Consider the following 19,329-nt stretch of genomic DNA (forward strand, 5'->3'; position numbering starts at 1 on the left):
GTCTTCTCTGAAACCTTGTCTGGCTCCACGACCTGGACTCGAACCAGGGACCCAGTGATTAACAGTCACTTGCTCTACCAACTGAGCTATCGCGGAATGAGCGCTATGTTACTGATTAGGAAAAGGAAGTCAAGCGAGGGGCTGAAAAATTTTCTGCGTGCGGCTTACGCGATATCGGTTGTTCCTGATGCACCCACGGGAGAGTACCTCTAGTGCCTTACGCGACACGAGACACAGCTGATCGTACTGAAGTTGGCACTTCTGTCACATCAAGAAACATCTATCCCGGTCGACATCTGAGTCAGGTAATTCCTTTCCTACGGACCAGGTATAACAAAAAAATGGCCTCGCTCAAGACAGTACAAGCTCGCTACACCGCAACCTTCGTAGGATTCATGGCGCTGGTCATTGTTCTGACGGTGTATGGCATCGGTCAGTTCGTGTCCCCCAGGCTTACCGCCAACGATGAAAACATGCTGACCGCAAAGGCGGCAGACATCAGCAATGAGATCAAGACCGAGTTGGCCCGCGTACAGGCGCAGGCGCGGGTGATCACCGAGCTGGTGCCGCAGCTGTCCAGTGACGATATCGACCGCCTGCTGCCGTTCATGGTCAACCAGTACGGCGAAGCCAAGGTATTCGGCGGCGGGATCTGGCCTTTGCCGAACGTGCGCACGCCCGGTCGTGCCAAGCACAGCACCTTTTACCATCGCGATGCGTCGGGCAAGTTGATCGTCAACACCCATTGGAACTCGCCTGAGTCGCTCAACTATTTCGAACAGGGCTGGCACAAAGGCGGCTTGAACTCCCCTGCTGGCCAATGCGCCTGGGCGCCCGCCTATCAGGATGCCGCCAGCCCGGAACCGCGCACCAACTGCGCCATGGCCATTACCAAAGACGGACAGCCTTGGGGCGTGTCGACCATCGACGTGACGCTGGGCTTCTTCAACAAGCTGGTTGAAGCCAAAGAGCAGGAAGTCCATGGCCGGATCATGATCATCGAGGCCGATGGCAAGATTCTGTCCAACGTACCGGGCAGCAGCGACAAGATCGTGCTGCGCAATGTCTCCGAACTGGCGGCGCAATCACCGTTCATCAATGGCATCAAGTCGGCACTCGCCGCCAAAGGTACTGGCACCTCGCGTCTGACCTACCAGAACAGCGATGGCGAGGAGTCAACGCTGTTTCTGATCCCGGTCACGGGCACGCCCTGGTTGCTGGCCGTTTCGCAAAACACCGATCTGCTGAAAAGCCAGAGCGAAACCGTCCTAAAGACCCTGGCCTGGCTGCAGATCCCGATGGTTCTGGTGCTGCTGGTGCTGATGATTGTTGCGTTGCGCACGCTGATGAACCGCCTGGGCGTGCTCAAAACCAACATCGACACGCTGTCGGCCGGTGATGCCGATCTCACCCGGCGCATTGCTGTCAAAGGGCACGATGAAGTAGATCAGGTGGGTGAGTCGGTCAACAACTTCATTGCCTACCTGCAACGCATGATGCTCGACGTCAGCAGTTCCACCAGCGAGATTGCCAGCGGTATCGAACAACTTCGCAGTCAGGCGGGCGTTACCAATGCCATTCTGATCCGTCACGCCAACGAAACCGATCAGGCCGTTACTGCGATCACCGAGATGTCCTCCACCGCGGACGAAGTGGCCCGCAGCGCGGCGCAGACCGCAAGCTTCACGCAGTCGGCCAACGAGAACGCGCAGGTATCGAAAACCGTTGTTGCAGACGCTTCTGACAGCGTGAATGCACTGATCAGCGAGGTCGATTCGGCCACCAGCAAAGTGCAGTCAATGGAGCAGGACGCCAAGCGCATCAACGCGGTGCTGGCGGTGATTGGCGAAATCGCCGGGCAGACCAACCTGCTCGCGCTTAACGCGGCCATTGAAGCAGCGCGTGCCGGCGAACAGGGCCGTGGCTTCGCGGTCGTGGCCGACGAGGTGCGCGCCCTCGCCGCTCGTACCCAGGCCAGCACGTCGGAGATCAACGAAATGCTCGGCAGCCTGCAACAAGGCGTCAGCGCCGCAGTAGCCGCGATGGAAAAAACCCGCCAGAGTTGCCAGACCACGGCGGGCAAAACCACTGCCGTAACAAGCGGCCTGGACGACATGACTCGCTCGGTTCTGCAGATCAACGACCTGAGCACGCAAATCGCCACAGCGGCCGAGGAGCAAAGCGCGGTGTCCGAGGAAATCAGCCGTAACATCATTGCCGTTCGCCACATCGTCGAAGAACTGGTCGAAGGCGGCTCCAGCAACGAACGCAGCACCGCTGCCCTTTCCGAGTCCAACACTCGCCTGATTGCGCTGGTACGGCGCTTCAAGGTCAGTTAAAACATGTGCGGGCCTGTCGCGGCATGCGTCAGGCCCGCTGTCTATTTGATCCGGTAGTGGAAGGTATTCTTCACCCCGGACACGCTCACCGCCCTGCCCTCGACAACCCGTGGCTGATAACGAAAAGTTTGCGCTGCGGCCAGTGACGGACGGATAAACAGTGGATGGCACGCACCCTGCACTTGCGGGTTGACCACCGTGCCTTGCGGCGACACGTCGTAGACAACCGTGCAATCACCCTCGATGCCTTTGTCGAGAGCCCGTTCGGGATAGTCTGGAGCCTCCTTGCTGAGTGGCTGATACTGGCTGCTGTCAGCGGCGGCCTGCTGTTGTGCTGATTGCTGCGCCTGCGCCTGGCGGGCGCGCTCGGCAGACTGACGCGCCTGTTCGGCCTGACGTTGTTGCTCAACCTGCTGACGTTGCTGTTCGGCCAGCCGCTGCTGTTCCTGGCGCTTTTGCTGCTCGGCTTCGTGCAGGCGCTGAACGCTCTGTTGCTGTTCACGCTCGCGCTTTTGCTCGTCAACGCGCTTGCGTGCCAACGCCGCCTGTTCGACCTGGCGCTGCGGCTCTGCCTGCGGTTTTGCAGCTTCCACCGGCTGGGTGATCGGCAGCGAGACCGGTGCAGGCGGCGGCAGTTGAACAGGCTCGACAACCGGCGCAGCGGCGACTGGAACCGGCTCAGGCGCTGGCGGCAAAATCACTAATTGCGTGGTCAGGGTTCTGGTCTGTGCGGGCGGTGCTTCGTGCGGGCTCCAGCCGAACATAAGACCGCCCAGCAGCGCGCCATGCAATGCCAGCGCGATGGCAGCGGCCAGGCCATTGCTGCGCAGCCAGGGCCCATTCACCCATTCGCGGCGCGGCATGTGGTAATCGAGGGCCAGGGTGTTCATTGCGGGGCCTCGGTCACCAAGCCCAACTGCGTTACACCACTGCGTTGCAGCGCCGCCATGGCGGCGACTACCCGGCCATAATCAGCCTTGTCATCAGCACGGATGAACACTTGCGTGTCCTTGCGCTCGGCAACCAGTCGGGCAATGCGCTCCTGCATGTCTTCAAGGCTCGCGGCCTGATCGGTCTGCGCCTGAGTATCGACCGTGTCGCCCAGGTTCCAGTAGTAGCCGCCCTGCGCCTTGACGGACAGGGTCACGATACGTTGCCGGGTATCGCTGGCGAGTGCTTCGCTGGCGACTTTGGGTAACTCGATTTTCACGCCTTGGGTCAGCATCGGTGCCGTGACCATGAAAATTACCAGCAGCACCAGCATCACGTCGATATAGGGCACGACATTCATTTCGGCTTTCGGGCCATGTTTGCGTTGCGGTTTGACCAGCATGACAAGTCCTCAGGCCGCAGCGGCCATGTTGCGGGTCAGGCCTTGCAAGGTGCGGTTCAGGCGCACCTGCAGTTCATTGCCGAAGCTGTAGTAGCGGGCCGTGAGCGTCTGGCCACGCGCGGCAAAGCGGTTGTAGGCGATAACGGCAGGAATGGCGGCGAACAGGCCGATGGCCGTGGCAATCAAGGCTTCGGCAATACCCGGCGCGACCGTCGACAGTGTGGCCTGCTGCACTTGAGACAGGCCGATGAAGGAATTCATGATCCCCCAGACCGTGCCGAACAGGCCGATGTAGGGGCTGACCGAGCCGACCGTAGCGAGAAACTGCAGGCCTTTTTCCAGTTGCAGCTCCTGCTCGCTGATCGCGACCTGCAATGCGCGTTCGACGCCTGACAGCACCACGTCAGGCTCGATGCCGGGACGTGGCTTGAGTTGCACGTACTCGGCATAACCGGCGTTGAAGACGCGCTCGATACCGTCAGCGCCCTCTTGAGCCGAACGGCTCTCGGCGTACAGCGGTGACAGCTCTGCCTCACCGCGAAAGCGCTGCTGAAACGCATCCAGTGTCCGCTCGTAATGGCCCAGCGCAAGACTGCGCTGAATGATCAGGTACCAGCTGACCAGCGAAGCGAGCAACAAAATCAGCATCACGGCCTTGACCAGCAGGCTGGCATCGCTGATCAGGCCCAAGATGGTCATGTGTTCGAGGGTGGCGTGCATCGTGGTAGTCCTCTGTAATGGAACGAATGATTAGCACCGCTTGATGACAAACGACTTACGGCAGCTTCAAGGTTTTCATCACCTCGGCCCACGGCACGAACTTGAAGTTCTGCGCCTGCTCGGGCATGCGTTTGCGCCCGTCCTGAACCACCAGCATGCCTTTGCTCCAGGGTCCGCCGAGGTTCATGGAGGTCACTTCGATGCCGTCGGTTTCCGAGGTACCGTCAATCCCCGCGTTCGCGTTGAGACCGACCCGAAAAGCGCCGCGCAGTGCGTAAGGCGGCTCGGCATCGACCACCACGTAGCTGTCGTTGCCCTGACTGGAGATCACCAGATAGTCGTGCTTGTCACTCTGATACAGCGCCAGCCCCTCGACATCGGCATGCACCGCCTCGCCCACCTTGATCACACTGGAAAGCGTCGCAGGCTGATCCGCCCGCGCATCGACTTCCCAGACGCCAACGTCCTCTTCACCGAGAAACAAGCGCTGACGCTGGTCATCGGCCACGCAGCCTTCCGGCTGGGTGTCGACCTTGAAGCGGCGTACCAGCTCGCCTTTTGCCTTACCGTCGGACGCGCTGAGCCGATACTGGAGAAAGCTGCCGTCTTTACCGTTGGCGAAGGCGTACAGCTCGCCACTGGCAGGTTTGAACAGGCAGACGCCATAGATTTCCGCCAATGGCGTGGGGATCTCTCCCGCTTCACGAATGACGCCGCTGGCCCGGTCGATGCTGAACAGGCTCAGGCTGTTGTGATCCCGGTTACTGGCCACCGCCAGATCGACGCTTTTCTTGCCGAGCATGAAGCCTGGGCGTATGTCGACGTTGTTCAGGCGGCCTACCGGCAACTCCTGCAACTGCTTGCCACTCAGGTCATAAGCCAGCAGGCCCTGTTTTTTGTTGGTGCCCAGCACGCGGCTGAGCGCCGGATTTTTCGGGTGGACCCAAATGGCCGGGTCGTCGGCGGCGTCACCCTGACGCCCGACCGGCTGGCTCTGACTCGCCGCCATGACAGTCGGCAACGGCTTGGCGACAGTCACCGGTTTGGGCGACCAGTTCAGTTCACCCTGATACAGGCGCTCGCCGTCATTGTCGTTAAGCAACACCTGCAAGCTGTTCTTGCCCTCACGCACAGAAAGCCCTTCCGGCTTTTTCAAGCTCATCAGCGACAGATCGGCCACCGGCGTCCAGCTCTCCAGCGATTCCTGCTGCTGATAGAGATGCAATGCCTTGCCTTTCGGGTCCAGCGCCAGCAAGCCGCCCGGAACAATGGCCATTGCCCCCGCCGCCTGTTTCAACTCGCCAAACGGTTCGCGCAGGGCCACAGGCTGACGCGCGACATCGGCCTCGGGGTGCGCCGGGTAGGCCCACCAACCGATGTTTTGTTCATTGACGAACAACCTGTGCGCAGCGTCGTCAACCTGACAAAACTCGGCTTTGGGTGGTAGCGGCAGGTTACGCACCAGGCGTGGCGCGTCGTTCAGTTGGTTATCTGCGCCAATCAGCCATTGTTCGCCCTTGCCCTCCTCGCCCACCAGAAACACAAACAGGTTGCTGGCGTCATCGCGGTACAGGCACAGACCGGCCACTGAATAATCGCGTGCGGGCAGATAAACCGGCTTTGACCAGTGTGCTCCGGTCGGATCGAGCTGGGTCAGCATGGCCTGCTGGCGGGCATTATCCAGCGTTGCAATGAGCACACTTGAGCCTGTAGTACGGCTGTCGAGCCCTTGGAACGACCCCGGCATTTTCGCCAGCTCGCGGCCCTGCTCATCCAGCAGCAACAGACCGGCCTTGACGCTCGCGGCCAGGCGGCGGGTGCCGTCACTGCCCGGCAGAAAGCTCGCCGATTGAGCCTTGAACGAAGCATTTTCAGCCCAGCGTGTCAGGTTCAGGTCCATCGGCGGCGAAGCGTGCGCAGCCCCGGCCGCAAGACAAAGCAGTAGCGCCAGGCACGCTGGCTTGGGTGATAACGAAATGATCATGAACGGTTGAATCCTTTGAATGAGCGCGTCAGGTCGATCAGAAGTGAGTGAAGGTCAGGCCGACTTTGTAGGTCGGGCCGTATTCTTCGTACTGGCCGTTGTAGGCGCGATGACCGCTGTAGACGAAATACGGCTGATCGGTGAGGTTCTGCGCCTCGAAGCTGACCTTGAGGTTCTTGGTCAGTGAATAGCGGGCGCTGAAATCGACGAAAGTCTGCGCATCCACGTACTGGTCGTGGTCCTTGTCGCCGATCGACGCCAACTCGTAGAGATAGGCCGATTTGTAGTTGGCGGACAGACGCAGACTCAGCTTGTCGTTCTCCCAGCCGAGCATGACGTTGCCGACGGTTTTTGACTGACTGGGCAGGTCGATGTCGCGCTTGCGATTGGTGCCGGTGCTCTGGTCGAAACCGTTGATGCTGGCGTCGGAACGGCTCAGCGTGGCGTTGGCGCCCAGCAGCAGACCGTTCCATGGCGATGGCAGCCAGTCGAGCTTCTGCGAGTAGGCCAGTTCCAGGCCGTAGAGCTTGGCCTTGTCGCCGTTGGCGTAGGTGTTGGCTTCGGAGAAGTTCGCCCACTGCCCGGTGCCCGCCAGGTCGGTGTTGTAGACGAAATTCTGGATGTCCTTGTAGAACACGAACGCCGACACCGTCCCCGCTCGGCCCATGAAGTGTTCGATGCCCAGGTCAAGGTTGCTCGACTCCAGCGGCTTCAGATTCGGGTTACCGAAAGAGGCTTCGTCATCGTCGATCACAAAGCCCGGCGCCAGTTGCCCGAACGTCGGGCGCACCACGGTTTTGGTCCAGGCGGCGCGCAACTGGGTGCTCTTGTCGATCTGATAACGGGCATGCAAACCCGGTAACCAGTGGTGATAGCGGCGGTTGGTGGTACTGGACTCGAACGCGCCATCACGCACACCGGTGCCCTTGGCGTCCATTTCCGTGCCTTCGTAACGCAGGCCGGCGATGAAGCGCCACTTATCGACATCCAGGGTATTCATGAAATAACCGGCATTGATGTCTTCGTTGATCTTGAAGTCATTGGCGCGGCTTTCAGCCTCGTCGTAGGCATTATCAGCGTTCAGGCCGCCGATCAGGCCCTTGATCGCAGTGGGGCTGATGCCGCTGCCGAAATTGCCCAGTCGATAGTCGATGGTGCCTTTCTGAAACTGTGTCAGGTTGAGTTGTTGGTCGCTGATACCCTGGTCATCGAAATCTTCGTATTTCCAGACTTCCAGATCGTTGCTTTTGTCGCGTCGGCTGACCTTGCCGCCAAACTTGAACTGCGAGGCATAGCCTTTGAAGTCGTAATCGCGGGCGAGGTCGAGGCGCGCGTTCTTCTCGGTGTCTTTGGTGTACTGCTTTTCCCGGTCGACCTTGTCGAGGGTAAAGTTCGAATTGTCGTAGAACGAGGGATCGACGATGGGCCTTGGCTTGTCGCGGTCGTAGAAACCGGTGTCGGCAAAATCATCGTTACCCACGAATGTGGCCCCGGCGATATGGCTGGGGCTGTCTTCACTGGACTCGCTGTAACCGGCTTGGCCGCTGAGCGTCCACAGGCCGACCATACGCTCGCCACCGAACACGTAGGACTGGATTTCCTGGGTTTCGGTGCGCGCCTTGAGCTTGCGTGTGCCCTCGGCATCGCCGGTCTGCCCTGCACTCTGGGCATTGGCAAATTCGAAACCGTTGGTGGTGCGCACCTCATCATCCTTGAAACGGCTGTACAGGGTGCGCAGGTAGTATTTGCTGAGGTCATCGGGTTTGTAATCGAAGTTAAGACCACCCCCAGTGCGCTCGCGGCTGATGTCGTAATCGCGTTGTTCAAACGATTGCAGACGCGAGCCGTCCCAGTCTCCGCCGGTCTCGACGTTGTCGGAGCCGAAATCACGCTTCTGCCAGCTCAGTGCTGCCGCCACACCGAAGTTGTCGATGCCGTCGCCAAGGCTGAAACGATTGCTCGCCGCGCCGGAAACCTTGGGGCTGGTCTGGTGGGTGTTCTTGTCGTAGCTGGCTTCGCTGCTGCCGGTGTAGAACAGCCCTTTGTGGTCGAAGGCAGAGAGGCTTTCGACATCGACTGTACCGCCCAGCGAGTTGGCGTCCATGTCCGGGGTCAGGGTTTTGATCACTGACAGTGACTGCACAAGTTCGGCAGGCAGCACATCCAGCGCCACGGCGCGTCGGCCACTTTCCGGGGCAGGCACCAGCGTGCCGTTGATGGTCACGCTGTTGAGGTCAGGCGCCAGTCCCCTGACGGTGACAAAGCGCCCCTCGCCCTGATCGCGCTCGACGCTGACGCCCGGCATGCGTTGCACTGCTTCGGCGACGTTCTGGTCCGGTAACTGTGCAACGCCGTCGGCATGCACCACGCTCTTGATACTGTCGGAGCTGCGTTGCTCCTTGAGCGCGTTGTCGATACTCGCCGCCTGCCCGACCACTTGCACATGCTCGGTGGTATCGGCTTCGGCCGCCTGCAAACGTTCGCTGGCAATGGCAAATGCCAGCGCGCTGAGTGTGAAGCCGACCAGTTGAGCCCTGCTGCGACGCCTGTGCATGTTAAGTCCTCCCCCATAATCCCGACAGGCCAGGCAAATGACCCGGCAACTGGAGGCGCAAGCTAGAGTCGCGCAGTGACGGTTCTGTGACAGGTAACGGGCGCAGGGGCTGAAAACACGGGGTTTTAGGGGGACTGGGCAAGTAAATGAGCTGATTTGACTTTCAGGCGGGGCTGGGCGGAATCAAAAGCCGATGTGCATATGACTCTCGTTCCAACGCTCCGCGTTGGAATGCACTTCGTGACGCTCTGCGTCACACAGCGGTTCTGCGACATCAGGTGGATTGAGGTTCGACTCAGGTCACCTTTTCGCCCCTCGGCGAGTTACTTTGACGGGCCAAAGTAACCAAACCCCCTCGCTCCTGTTTCCGGCCCGACTTCGTCGGGTTCCTTCGCCCTGTCACTGATCCGGGGGTCGCCGCAACGTGCCATCCATGGCCCGGTGCGGCTAGCCTGGCGTCCTGCCAGGCTACCCCCGGATCAGCGCCAGGACTCAGCCGTCACTTACGTCGCAATCTGCGTCGCCAGTGCCACCGTGATCGACCTCCTGCAGACGCTGCATGCCATTGTGCTGCTCCGGAGACTTGTGACGCAAAGCGTCACGAACCGCATGCATTCGGCAGGCGAACCAGCCGGGGTGGCGGTCAGGCGCGTAGAAAAAACCTGCAACACACGTGAGCTGATTCGACCTTTCGCGGTCCGCGTTACCCGTCACCGAAGTGTCATGTACATCTGTTCTGCTGGCCGATAACCAGCAGCTCGGGAGCCGTCTTTTCATGTTCAGGATCATCCAACCCCATCGCTGGAAACTCGCTGCGCTGATGGTCGCCTCCAATCTGGGCCTGTTGGCCTTTCTGGCATTTGGCAACGTCAAGCAGGTCAGCGAATGGCAATGGCTCGACATCGTCGGCGAAGGCGGCTCTGCGCTGCTGTCGCTGGTCTGGCTGTTTCTGGTGTTCAAGAGCCGGCCGGCCGGTCGGGTCACCAATTACCTGTCGACGGGCCTGAGCTGTGTGTTCTTCTCGTGGTGGATCGACGCGCTGGACGAGTTCATTCGCCTGCCCAGCCAGATCCATTGGGGACACTGGCTGGAATCCGGACCGATGCCAATCGGCCTGATCCTGCTGACCCTCGGTATCTACCACTGGCATCGCGAGCAACTGGCGATCAGTGCGCAGATGGAAAAGCGCGAGCGTGGCTTTCGTGAGCATCGTCTGTACGACAAGCTCACCCCGCTGGGCAGTGCCGACTATTTGAAACGCCAACTGGTCGTCAGCCTGGAACAGAGCCTCTGCCAGCAGCAACCGTTGTCGCTGCTGGTAGTGGACGTGGATGACTTCAGCGCGATCAATAACGCATTCGGTCATGCCGAGGGCGATGAGGTTTTATCCGCGCTCAGCCATCTGCTGGTACTCAACCTGCGCCGCCAGGACCTGCTCTGCCGTCTGGCGGGCGACCGCTTTGTGGTGTTGTTGCCCAATACCGGAGAGAGTCAGGCGAAACTGCTGGCGCTGGAGCTGCAGCAGGCGGTTGCCAGCCTGGCGCACAAGACCCGGCAACAGGGTGAACGCATTCAACTGTCGGCCAGCGTGGCGGTGGTCATGGCCCTCAATGAAACGCCGGACAACCTGCTGCGTCGCCTCAACCTGTCGCTGGCCCGCGCCCGACGTCCCCTGACCCGTACTGCCTGAGCGACTGCCGTGACCCTCAAAAGTGACTGGTACGAAGCCGACAGCCGCTTCATCCCCGGCCATTACCAGCCGGCTACGCTGATTGATCTGGCCTTGTCGCGCGGGATCGACAGCCATCGCCTGCTCAAAGGAACCGGCCTGTTCTACGAAGACATCGTTGCGGGCAAGACGCGGCTCAGTGCGCAGCAATTCTTCGTTCTGATCAGTAACGCGCAACGCCAGATGGAAGCCGACGACACCAGTTTCCTGTTCGGCCAGCGACTGTTTCCCGGCCATTACGGCGCTGCAAGCCATGCGCTGCGTCATGCGCAAAACCTGCATCAGGCGCTGGAAATCCTCATCCACCAGCATGCGCTGCTCAGCCCGTTGCTGACGCCGCGTCTGGAGCTGGACGAGCATTTTGCTTACCTTTACTGGCTGGACAGTTGCGGCGCGGGCGAACAGCAACGCTTCCTGCTGGAGGCCGGTATGACTGCACTGGTGGCGATGAGTCAGCTGCTCAGCGGGGAACGCCTGCCGTGGGAGTGCAGTTTCTGTCACGAGGAACCGCGCTACATCGAACAATACTGGGTTCATCTGGGCGAGAACACGGCATTTGGTCGCCCGCTGGACATGATGCGCCTGCCCCGGCATTACCTCACCCGCGCGTGGCCGGGCGCATCGCCCATCGCCGTGCAGGTCGCACAACAGGAGGCCGCCGGACAACTCGCTGCGCTGGGTATGCCATTCAGCCTGCTGGACCGGTTACACCGGCACCTGCGTGACAACGTGCGCCAGGCTACCAGCCTGGAACAGGTGGCAAATGCCTTCGCCATGAGCCCGGCTACGCTGAAGCGCAAGTTACACAAACACGGCACCAGTTTTCAGGCCCAGCACGACCTGGCGCGCAAGCATGTCGCGCTGTACCTGTATCAGATCAAGGGGCTGAGCAACGAGGCTGTGGCGGACTACCTGAACTTCAACGATCCGGCCAACTTCCGCCGCTCGTTCAAGCGCTGGACCGGCAGCACACCGACCTTGATCCAGCGCCTGTTCAATTTCGACTGAACAGGCTTCAGCGCTGGACACACAACTTGTAACCCAGGCCATGAGCGGTATGCAGCAACGGCGTCTCGTGGTCGCCGTCCAGTACCCGCCTGAGGATATGAATGTTGCTGCGCAGGCTACTGCTGTTCGGGGCATCACGCCCCCAAAGCACTTCTTCCAGCTCGGATCGCTTCACGATATGGGGACTTTTGCGCATCAGCAATTCCAACAGTTTCATGTTGGTCGGGTTGAGCTTCAAAGGCACACCGTTGCGGGTTATCTCAAGGGTATCCAGATCGAAGTGCAGGTCAGCGACCACCATCACCCGGTTATCCTTGCGCTGGCGTCGGCCCACCACCGCTTCGACCCGGGCGAGCACCTCGGACATCGCGAACGGCTTGGTGATGTAATCATCGGCACCCACCTTGAAGCCGGTGAGACGGTCATCCAGCTCATCCCGCGCACTGAGCATTACAATGGCGACTTCCGACTTCGAATACTGGCGCAGACTGCGGCAGATCTGGTTGCCGTCGATGCCCGGCAACATGATGTCGAGAATGATCGCGTCGAAGCGCTTCGACGCCGCCAGATGCAGCCCGCTCAGGCCGTCCAGCGCACCTTCTACCGCGTGCCCCCTGAGTTCGAAGAATTCCAGCAGGTTATCGTGAATATCACGATGGTCTTCAATAACCAGAATGTTCATTGCAGCGCCTTCTTGTTTTCTACCCGGCCGAGCGGGACCCTGTTGCCATTGAATCGGCAGGTTGAGTAAAAAATTCATCACGCCGACCGGAAACCGCGGCGTTACGAATTGGCTGTTGCAACCTGGATCGTCCATAAAAGCACAGTGCGACCAGCAGCGTGCTCAGCCACACCACGATACCCGCCCAGAACGTGTGCGACATAAAGTGCCAGCCTTGCAGCACCCGCGTAGTGCCGTAGATCATGCCGAGCACGAGAATGCCCGCCAGCAGGATCCTGGAATGCTGCCAGCAGTAGCGCCGAGCCACGAAGTACAAGGCCAGCAGACTGAATGCGCTTGACGCATGACCGCCCGGCCAGCAACGCCCGGCACCGGCTTCATGCAGAAAATTGAAGTTTCGGAACCACTCGATGTGCGCCTCGCTACCACCGTACAAGGTGGTTTCAACGGGGCAGTACACACTGGTGTGGCTTTTCAGGTAATGGATCATGCCGGTGCTTAGCGCAAAGGCAACGATCACGAAAAAAAAGTCCAGCCGATGCCTGCGCGTAAAGCGCAGAAGCGCCTCTGTCCGGGAACCCGACAGGCGCCTCATGAAGCGCGAACCGGCCTTTTTTTCCAGTAAAGGCCAGATAAACGACAGAATCGCACCGATGATCGCCAACTCCCCGGTCCAGTCCGGGATGATTCGCGCCCACTTGTGCGTGATGGTCTCGAACAGGTGCATCTGCCCGATGGGAAATACACCGGCTGCCGAATCAAAAAACAGGTCACTCAACTGCCGGTCAATACTGGTCAGGTCGAATGTCACGAAGACCAGTAGAGCGAAAAACACGGGCACACCCAGATTGACGGCGTAAAACCGCAGCCTGGGGCTGGAAGATGTCATCAATTGAATTGCTCGCTGTTGAGGTTTGCCCATTGCCCGGAAGTCAGCGAGCCGAGAATTTTCGGCCGGTGGGTACCATCCATCTGCACGAAAAATGCCTGAGCGTACTCACTTGAACGCTCGCCGCCGATCACGCCGATTTTGCGTTCGAACTGGTCGATACAGCCGCTATGCGTCACCAGCACCAGATTTTCGCCACTGACCTTGTGGTCTTCCACGACCTTCATAAAACCGCCGTCGCAGTCGTTGATCCAGTCCTGAGCGGCCACGGAATGGCCTGCCAGAAGTTGTGCAGTCTGTTGAGTGCGGGTCTTGGGGCTGGCGATCATGCGCACATGGTCCATGCCCATTTTCTGCAAACCGGCGCCCACGGCCAGTGCCGCATCCCGCCCGTTGGAGGTAATGCCGTCAGCATCGCTCATGCAGGGGTTGCTAGAGCGGTCGCAGCGTTCGGCGTGCCGAACCATCACCACCACATCACCTTGCCGCCAATGCTCGCGAAGACCGGAAACCTTCAGGTTGCTGCCAATGCCCAGATCCACCACATGCACGCTTGAGAACGCCGTATAAAACCAGGCGCAGATCGCCAGCAATACGACAGTCACCGTTATCGAGACGATGTGCTGATGCACTTTGTGGCGCTGCTGAATGCCCGAATCGGCAAGCACATTCTTGTTTATTGTCGTGTCAGCCAAGTGACCACTCCTGCCATGAACCTATGTGTGGTGTTGACTCGGGAGGTACCCGATGTCTTCACCGCTCCCGTGCAGGCAAGATAGGTTCAGCATCGTGCTGACGCAGTGAAGAGGATGTGAAAAACATGTTGTGGCCCAGCGCCATGTTTTTTACGAAAGCCCTGAAAACGGGGCTTTGCGGCTTTTCTGACTTGAACATGAAGATAATTTAAGCGTTTTGCGGAAAATTCAGCGAGCCGCCCTGCCCTGCACGGGGCGTTCCTGGCGCGACGGCAGGTTGCGTGCAGCACTTAATCCTACTCAGAGGCCAAAGGTATAACGACTTAAACGCTGTCATCCCGCTCAAACGCCTCACGCCACTCATCGCGATTCGCTCATAACCGCCTATAACGCCCATCAATACAGGAAATAGTCGTCATACGACTATTGACATCGCCCTACAAGGCTGCAAATAATCGCCCCAATGTTGTATGACGACATACTAATAACCTGATAACAACAATATCCATGAAGGTCCTCATGAAAATCACCTCGGTCAGTGTCGACGTTTTTTCCTTCCCTTCACGCCGCGCTGTAGACAGCGCAGGTCATGCCCATCCAGGCGAAGAAAAACCGGTCAGAATGGCCATGCTGCGTATCGCCTGCGACGAGGGCAGCGAAGGATTTTCCTTTGGCCCGCCCGAACTGATCCGCCCGCACATCATCGAGTCGTTCGTGAAAAAGGTACTGATCGGCCAGAACCCGATGAATCGTGAAAAAATCTGGCAGGAACTGGCCCACTGGCAACGCGGCAGCGCCAGCCAGTTCACCGACCGCGCGCTGGCACTGGTAGAGCAGGCGCTGTGGGACCTTGCCGGACGCGCCTTGAAACTGCCCGTGCACAAACTGTTGGGCGGCTATCGTGACAAGGTACTGGCCTACGGCTCGACCATGTGCGGTGACGACTTGCCCGGCGGCCTGTCCACCCCGGACGAATACGGTCAGTTTGCCGAAAAGCTGGTAAAGCGCGGCTACAAAGGCGTCAAACTGCACACCTGGATGCCGCCGATCTCGTTCGCCCCCGACCCGCGCATGGATGTGCAAGCCTGCTCTGCGGTGCGGGAAGCGGTCGGCCCGGACATTGCCCTGATGCTCGACGGGTATCACTGGTACAGCCGCACCGACGCGCTATACATCGGGCGTGAACTGCAAAAGCTCGACTTCGCCTGGTTCGAAGAGCCGATGATGGAAGACTCTGCCGAATCCTATGCCTGGCTGGCGGCCAACCTGGACATTCCGGTGCTTGGCCCGGAAAGCATTGCCGGCAAGTACCACAGCCGCGCCAGCTGGGTGACCAACAAGGCCTGCGACATCCTCCGCGCTGGCGTGGCTGGCGTCGGCGGCATCGGGCCGTGCCTGAAAGTCGCGCATCTGGCCGAGTCGTTCGGCATGGACTGCGAAGTGCATGGCAACGGCGCTGCCAACCTCGCCGTGGTCGGCGCGATCAGCAACTGCCGCTGGTATGAACGCGGCCTGCTGCATCCGTTTCTTGAATACGACGATGTACCGGCCTACCTCAATACGCTGGTCGACCCAATGGACAGCGACGGTTTCGTGCACCTTTCCGGGCAGCCCGGACTGGGCGAAGACATCAACTTCAGCTATATCGAGACACACACCGAACAGCGTTACTGACTGGCAGCATTGCGAAGGGCACGCCGAGCGCCCTTCGCTCGACATCTCGACACAGCGTCTTATAAATATAAAAAAGGACTGCCCCCATGAAGCTCTGGCTCAAGCGCCTGCCCTGGCTGCTATGCCTCGCCCTGACGGCGACACTCGTGCACACCCCGCCCGCCCTGCGCGCGGTGAAACACCGGTCGATCAACTGGTGGTCGGCATGAGCATGATCAACCTGCTGTCCCTGGACCCGGCAGGTGCCACCGGCCTTGAGGTGTCCGAGGTCAACGCCAATGTCTATGACATGCTGCTGGAACAGGACGCTGCCCGCCCCGACCAGTTGATTCCGGCACTGGCCGAGCGCTGGGAAATCAGCCCCGACCGCATGCGCCTGACCTTCCATCTCCGCCCGGGTGTGACGTTTCACTCCGGCAACCCGCTTACTGCCCAGGACGTTGCCTGGTCGCTGCAACGTGTGGTCACACTCAACAAGGCCTTGGCTTCCACCTGGAAAGCCTACGGTTACACAGCTGACAACGTCAGCAAACTGATGCGCGCCGAAGGACCATCGACCTTCGTGCTTGACCTGCCCAAAGCCACCGACCCCATGCTGGTGCTCAACACGCTGGCAACCTCGCCCAGCGCCTTCGTCATCGATAGGCTGACCGCGTTGCAGCATGCCAGGGGTGATGATCTGGGCGCCGCATGGCTGACCACCAACACAGCGGGCTCCGGCGCATTCAAGCTGGACATCTGGCGTGCCAACGACGTGATTCTGATGAGCCGCTTCGAGCAATACTGGCGCGGCCCGGCCAGACTGCGCCGGGTGATCATGCGCAACATGACCGAATCCCAGGCGCTGCGCCTGATGGTGGAGCGCGGAGACCTGGACGTGGCGCGCGGTATGGCGGCCACCGATATAAAGGCACTGACCCGTTCGAAAGACGTCAATGTGCAGACCATCCCGCGCGGCACTCTGTACTACATCGCACTGAGCATGGAGCAGCCACTGTTTCAGGATATCCGGGTGCGCCAGGCGATTCGTGCGCTGATCGACTATCAAGGCATCAACTCCGTGGTCATGCCGCATTACGGGCTGATCAACCAGCGCCCGCTGCAACTGGGGCTGGCGGCCAGACTGGATGATCCGGGCTATGCACTCAACGTCGCCGAGGCCAAGCGCCTGCTCGCCGAAGCCGGGCACCCGAATGGCTTCAAGATCACCATTCGTTCGCTGACCGATTCGCCCTTCATCAACATCGCCACCAGCCTGCAATCGACCCTCGCCCAGGCAGGTATTCAGGCGTCGATCATTACCGGCACCGGTAACCAGATCTACGGCGCAATGCGCGACCGGCGCTTCGACATTCTGGTCGGGCGTGGCGGTGGCGGTGCCGAGCGCCATCCGCACTCCAGCCTGCGAGCGCTCATTTACAACCCGGACAACCGCGAAGAAGCCAGGTTGAGCAACTTTCAGGGCTGGCGCACCTCGTTCTACAACGCCGAGATCAACCAGTTGATCGAGCAGGCCGAACGCGAGCGTGACGCCAGCCGGCAACTGGCCGACTACCAGCGCATCCAGACCCTGTATGACCAGAAAGCCGGGCCGATCATGCCGATTTCGCAGATGACCGATGAAGTGGTCATTCACGCTGACGTCCGGGATTACCTGGGTCACAGCGCCGCGACCACGCGCCTGCGTGACGTCTACAAGCAACGCTGAACCCATGCGTTCAATCGCTCAAGCCAAGGCAGGAATAACCATGTCGAGTGCATCGATTTCAGTTTGGAGCAGTCGGGTTGCCCACGGCACCCGTCGCAGCGGATCAGTGGCGGCGACCCTGTTCGGCCTGCTGTTGCTCACTTTCTTCATTGGCCGGGTCATGCCGCTGGACCCAGTGCTAGCCATCGTCGGCCCCGACGCAGATGCGGCCGCCTACGCTCAGGCGTATCAGGAACTGGGCCTGGACAAACCGCTGACCACCCAGTTCGTCATGTACCTCAGTGACCTGTTACATGGTGATCTGGGCAAAGCCCTGCTGACCGGCCACCCGGTGATAGACGATATCGTGCGGGTTTTCCCGGCCACGCTGGAGCTGGCCACCCTGGCAATCCTGTTCGGCGTGTTGCTGGGTTTGCCATTGGGGGTGTATGCCGCTACCCATCAGGGCCGTAGCGGCGACCATATTGCCCGGGTCATCACCCTGTTTGGCTATTCCACGCCGATCTTCTGGCTGGGCATGATGGCTTTTCTGGTGTTCTACGCCTGGCTGGGCTGGGCCGGAGGGGTCGGACGCATTGGCCTGGCTTATGACGGCCTGATCGAAACCCGCACCGGCCTGTTGCTGATCGATACCGCACTGTCCGGCGACTGGGAAGCCTTTCGCAGCGCACTGCGCCACATTCTCCTGCCTGCGGTAATCCTCAGTTTCAATTCGGTGGCGTATATCAGCCGCATGACCCGCAGCTTCATGCTCGAACAGCTTTCGCAGGAATACATCATCACCGCCCGGGTCAAGGGCCTGTCGCAGCGACGCATCGTCTGGGGCCACGCGTTCCGCAACATTCGCGTGCAACTGCTGACTATCGTCGCCCTCGCCTACGGCGGCCTGCTGGAGGGCGCGGTGCTCATAGAAACCGTGTTCGCCTGGCCCGGTTTTGGCCAGTACCTGACCAGCAGCCTGCTGCTGGGCGACATGAATGCCGTGATGGCCTGCGTTCTGCTGATCGGGTTGATCTTCGTGATCCTCAATCAGATCAGTGACGCCCTTTATAAAGTCTTCGACCCGAGAACCCGCTGATGACGACTTCCATTGCAAGCAGCGCCACGCCCATGGTTCAGGCGCCAACCTCCAGCCTCGCGGCACTGGCCGCCAGCAGTGCGCGCCTGATGCGTTTTCTGTTGCGCAACCCGATGACGCTGGCAGGGCTGATCGTCATCGGCACGCTGATGATCGTCGCGCTGTTCGCGCCGTGGATCGCCACTCACGACCCGCTGGCTCAGGACCTGTCGGCCGCGCTGCGCATGCCCGGTGCACAGAACTGGTTCGGCACCGATGAATACGGCCGCGACGTGTTCAGCCGATTGGTCTACGGCTCGCGCATCACGCTGTACATCGTGATGCTGGTGACGGTGATCGTCGGCCCGATCGGCCTGCTGATCGGCACTGTGTCCGGCTATTTCGGCGGCTGGGTCGACAGCCTGTTCATGCGCATCACCGACATCTTCATCTCGTTCCCCAGTCTGGTGCTGGCACTGGCCTTCATCGCCGCCCTGGGCCCTGGCCTGGAACACGCAGTGATCGCCATCGCCCTGACTGCGTGGCCACCGATCGCCCGCCTGGCGCGGGCCGAAACCCTGTCGTTGCGCAACGCCGATTTCGTTGTCGCGGTGAAGCTGCAAGGTGCCTCGGCAGTGCGGGTGATCGGCCGTCACATCATTCCGATGTGCCTGTCTTCGGTGATCATCCGCCTGACCATGAACATGGCCAGCATCATTCTTACCGCCGCCGCACTGGGCTTTCTCGGCCTCGGCGCACAGGCGCCGCTGCCGGAATGGGGCGCGATGATCTCCAGCGGCCGTCGTTACATGCTGGAAAGCTGGTGGCTGGTGGCCGCACCCGGCGCCACCATCATGCTGGTCAGTCTGGCGTTCAACCTGTTGGGCGACGGATTACGCGATGTACTTGACCCACGCAGCGAATGACACGCATCGAACAATAATAAAAGGGGCTAAC

The 19,329-nt window shown here is 60.1% G+C and carries 13 protein-coding genes, 1 tRNA gene and 3 pseudogenes; 8 read left to right on the forward strand and 9 right to left on the reverse strand.

Features of this window, described 5'->3' with window-relative positions; translation table 11 throughout:
- Positions 1-20: 20 nt before the first annotated feature.
- Positions 21-96 (reverse strand) — tRNA-Asn (locus tag RYB09_RS13840).
- Positions 97-608: 512 nt separating this feature from the next.
- Here RYB09_RS13840 and RYB09_RS27225 point away from each other — a divergent pair.
- Both RYB09_RS27225 and RYB09_RS27230 read left to right on the forward strand, forming a co-directional pair.
- A pseudogene (locus tag RYB09_RS27225) lies at positions 609-1,478 on the forward strand (cache and HAMP domain-containing protein); the annotation flags it as partial.
- Positions 1,479-1,763: 285 nt separating this feature from the next.
- Positions 1,764-2,339, forward strand: a pseudogene (locus RYB09_RS27230) (methyl-accepting chemotaxis protein); the annotation flags it as partial.
- A gap of 41 nt (positions 2,340-2,380) precedes the next feature.
- On the opposite strand, the gene RYB09_RS13850 reads toward RYB09_RS27230, so the two are convergent.
- The 5 genes from RYB09_RS13850 to RYB09_RS13870 are packed head-to-tail and all read right to left on the reverse strand — an operon-like array spanning position 2,381 to position 8,930.
- Entirely contained in the window at positions 2,381-3,229 is an 849-nt protein-coding gene (locus RYB09_RS13850) for an energy transducer TonB (protein WP_122258105.1), read from the reverse strand.
- Positions 3,226-3,672 carry a protein TolR gene (gene tolR, locus RYB09_RS13855; protein ID WP_057407804.1) on the reverse strand — a complete coding sequence of 149 codons (447 nt, stop codon included), beginning with the start codon at positions 3,670-3,672 and terminating at the stop codon, positions 3,226-3,228. The genes RYB09_RS13850 and tolR overlap by 4 nt, the downstream gene beginning before the upstream one ends.
- A 9-nt stretch (positions 3,673-3,681) precedes the next feature.
- On the reverse strand, positions 3,682-4,392 hold the full coding sequence (tolQ, locus tag RYB09_RS13860; RefSeq protein WP_122258106.1) for a protein TolQ: 711 nt from the start codon (positions 4,390-4,392) through the stop codon (positions 3,682-3,684).
- Positions 4,393-4,447: 55 nt separating this feature from the next.
- Positions 4,448-6,376 (reverse strand): phytase, encoded by a 1,929-nt coding sequence (locus tag RYB09_RS13865; protein WP_122258107.1) that lies wholly within the window; start codon positions 6,374-6,376, stop codon positions 4,448-4,450.
- A 37-nt stretch (positions 6,377-6,413) separates the two neighbouring features.
- Positions 6,414-8,930, reverse strand: a complete 2,517-nt coding sequence (locus tag RYB09_RS13870) for a TonB-dependent receptor (protein ID WP_316888953.1) — start codon at positions 8,928-8,930, stop codon at positions 6,414-6,416.
- Between the two features lie 775 nt (positions 8,931-9,705).
- On the opposite strand from RYB09_RS13870, the gene RYB09_RS13875 reads away from it, so the two are divergent.
- A complete protein-coding gene (locus tag RYB09_RS13875) occupies positions 9,706-10,620 on the forward strand; it encodes a GGDEF domain-containing protein (RefSeq protein ID WP_054072615.1) in 915 nt (304 codons plus the stop codon).
- Between the two features lie 9 nt (positions 10,621-10,629).
- Positions 10,630-11,667 carry an AraC family transcriptional regulator gene (locus RYB09_RS13880; RefSeq protein ID WP_316888956.1) on the forward strand — a complete coding sequence of 346 codons (1,038 nt, stop codon included), beginning with the start codon at positions 10,630-10,632 and terminating at the stop codon, positions 11,665-11,667.
- A gap of 7 nt (positions 11,668-11,674) precedes the next feature.
- Here the strand turns inward: RYB09_RS13880 and RYB09_RS13885 are convergent, their stop codons facing one another.
- From RYB09_RS13885 to RYB09_RS13895, 3 genes are read right to left on the reverse strand one after another with little or no spacing between them, the layout of a single operon-like run.
- The gene (locus RYB09_RS13885; RefSeq protein ID WP_004665622.1) at positions 11,675-12,349 is read right to left on the reverse strand and encodes a response regulator transcription factor; all 675 of its coding nucleotides are present in this window, start codon (positions 12,347-12,349) and stop codon (positions 11,675-11,677) included.
- Between the two features lie 19 nt (positions 12,350-12,368).
- A complete protein-coding gene (locus RYB09_RS13890; RefSeq protein ID WP_316888958.1) occupies positions 12,369-13,238 on the reverse strand; it encodes a phosphatase PAP2 family protein in 870 nt (289 codons plus the stop codon).
- Complete coding sequence (locus RYB09_RS13895; RefSeq protein WP_058409258.1) at positions 13,238-13,933, reverse strand: histidine phosphatase family protein; 696 nt, start codon at positions 13,931-13,933, stop codon at positions 13,238-13,240. Before RYB09_RS13895 ends, RYB09_RS13890 begins: the two co-directional genes overlap by 1 nt.
- Before the next feature lie 519 nt (positions 13,934-14,452).
- Here RYB09_RS13895 and RYB09_RS13900 point away from each other — a divergent pair.
- The 4 genes and pseudogenes from RYB09_RS13900 to RYB09_RS13915 all read left to right on the forward strand — a co-directional run bounded on the left by RYB09_RS13900 (position 14,453) and on the right by RYB09_RS13915 (position 19,298).
- The gene (locus RYB09_RS13900) at positions 14,453-15,607 is read left to right on the forward strand and encodes a mandelate racemase family protein (protein ID WP_316888960.1); all 1,155 of its coding nucleotides are present in this window, start codon (positions 14,453-14,455) and stop codon (positions 15,605-15,607) included.
- Positions 15,608-15,693: 86 nt separating this feature from the next.
- Positions 15,694-17,315 (forward strand): annotated as a pseudogene (locus RYB09_RS13905) (ABC transporter substrate-binding protein).
- 40 nt (positions 17,316-17,355) lie between these two features.
- A complete protein-coding gene (locus RYB09_RS13910; protein WP_316888962.1) occupies positions 17,356-18,393 on the forward strand; it encodes an ABC transporter permease in 1,038 nt (345 codons plus the stop codon).
- Positions 18,393-19,298, forward strand: coding sequence for an ABC transporter permease (locus RYB09_RS13915; RefSeq protein WP_016981374.1), 906 nt, complete (start codon positions 18,393-18,395; stop codon positions 19,296-19,298). Before RYB09_RS13910 ends, RYB09_RS13915 begins: the two co-directional genes overlap by 1 nt.
- Positions 19,299-19,329: the final 31 nt, after the last annotated feature.

It is taken from the genome of Pseudomonas syringae group sp. J254-4 (assembly GCF_032586855.1).
Classification (GTDB): Bacteria; Pseudomonadota; Gammaproteobacteria; order Pseudomonadales; family Pseudomonadaceae; genus Aquipseudomonas; species Aquipseudomonas amygdali.

Coding starts and splice junctions, on each gene's coding strand:
- RYB09_RS13850 (WP_122258105.1), bottom strand. CDS start 3,229: ATGAACACCCTGGCCCTCGATTACCACATGCCGCGCCGCGAATGGGTG.
- tolR (WP_057407804.1), bottom strand. CDS start 3,672: ATGCTGGTCAAACCGCAACGCAAACATGGCCCGAAAGCCGAAATGAAT.
- tolQ (WP_122258106.1), bottom strand. CDS start 4,392: ATGCACGCCACCCTCGAACACATGACCATCTTGGGCCTGATCAGCGAT.
- RYB09_RS13865 (WP_122258107.1), bottom strand. CDS start 6,376: ATGATCATTTCGTTATCACCCAAGCCAGCGTGCCTGGCGCTACTGCTT.
- RYB09_RS13870 (WP_316888953.1), bottom strand. CDS start 8,930: ATGCACAGGCGTCGCAGCAGGGCTCAACTGGTCGGCTTCACACTCAGC.
- RYB09_RS13875 (WP_054072615.1), top strand. CDS start 9,706: ATGTTCAGGATCATCCAACCCCATCGCTGGAAACTCGCTGCGCTGATG.
- RYB09_RS13885 (WP_004665622.1), bottom strand. CDS start 12,349: ATGAACATTCTGGTTATTGAAGACCATCGTGATATTCACGATAACCTG.
- RYB09_RS13890 (WP_316888958.1), bottom strand. CDS start 13,238: ATGACATCTTCCAGCCCCAGGCTGCGGTTTTACGCCGTCAATCTGGGT.
- RYB09_RS13900 (WP_316888960.1), top strand. CDS start 14,453: ATGAAAATCACCTCGGTCAGTGTCGACGTTTTTTCCTTCCCTTCACGC.
- RYB09_RS13910 (WP_316888962.1), top strand. CDS start 17,356: ATGTCGAGTGCATCGATTTCAGTTTGGAGCAGTCGGGTTGCCCACGGC.
- RYB09_RS13915 (WP_016981374.1), top strand. CDS start 18,393: ATGACGACTTCCATTGCAAGCAGCGCCACGCCCATGGTTCAGGCGCCA.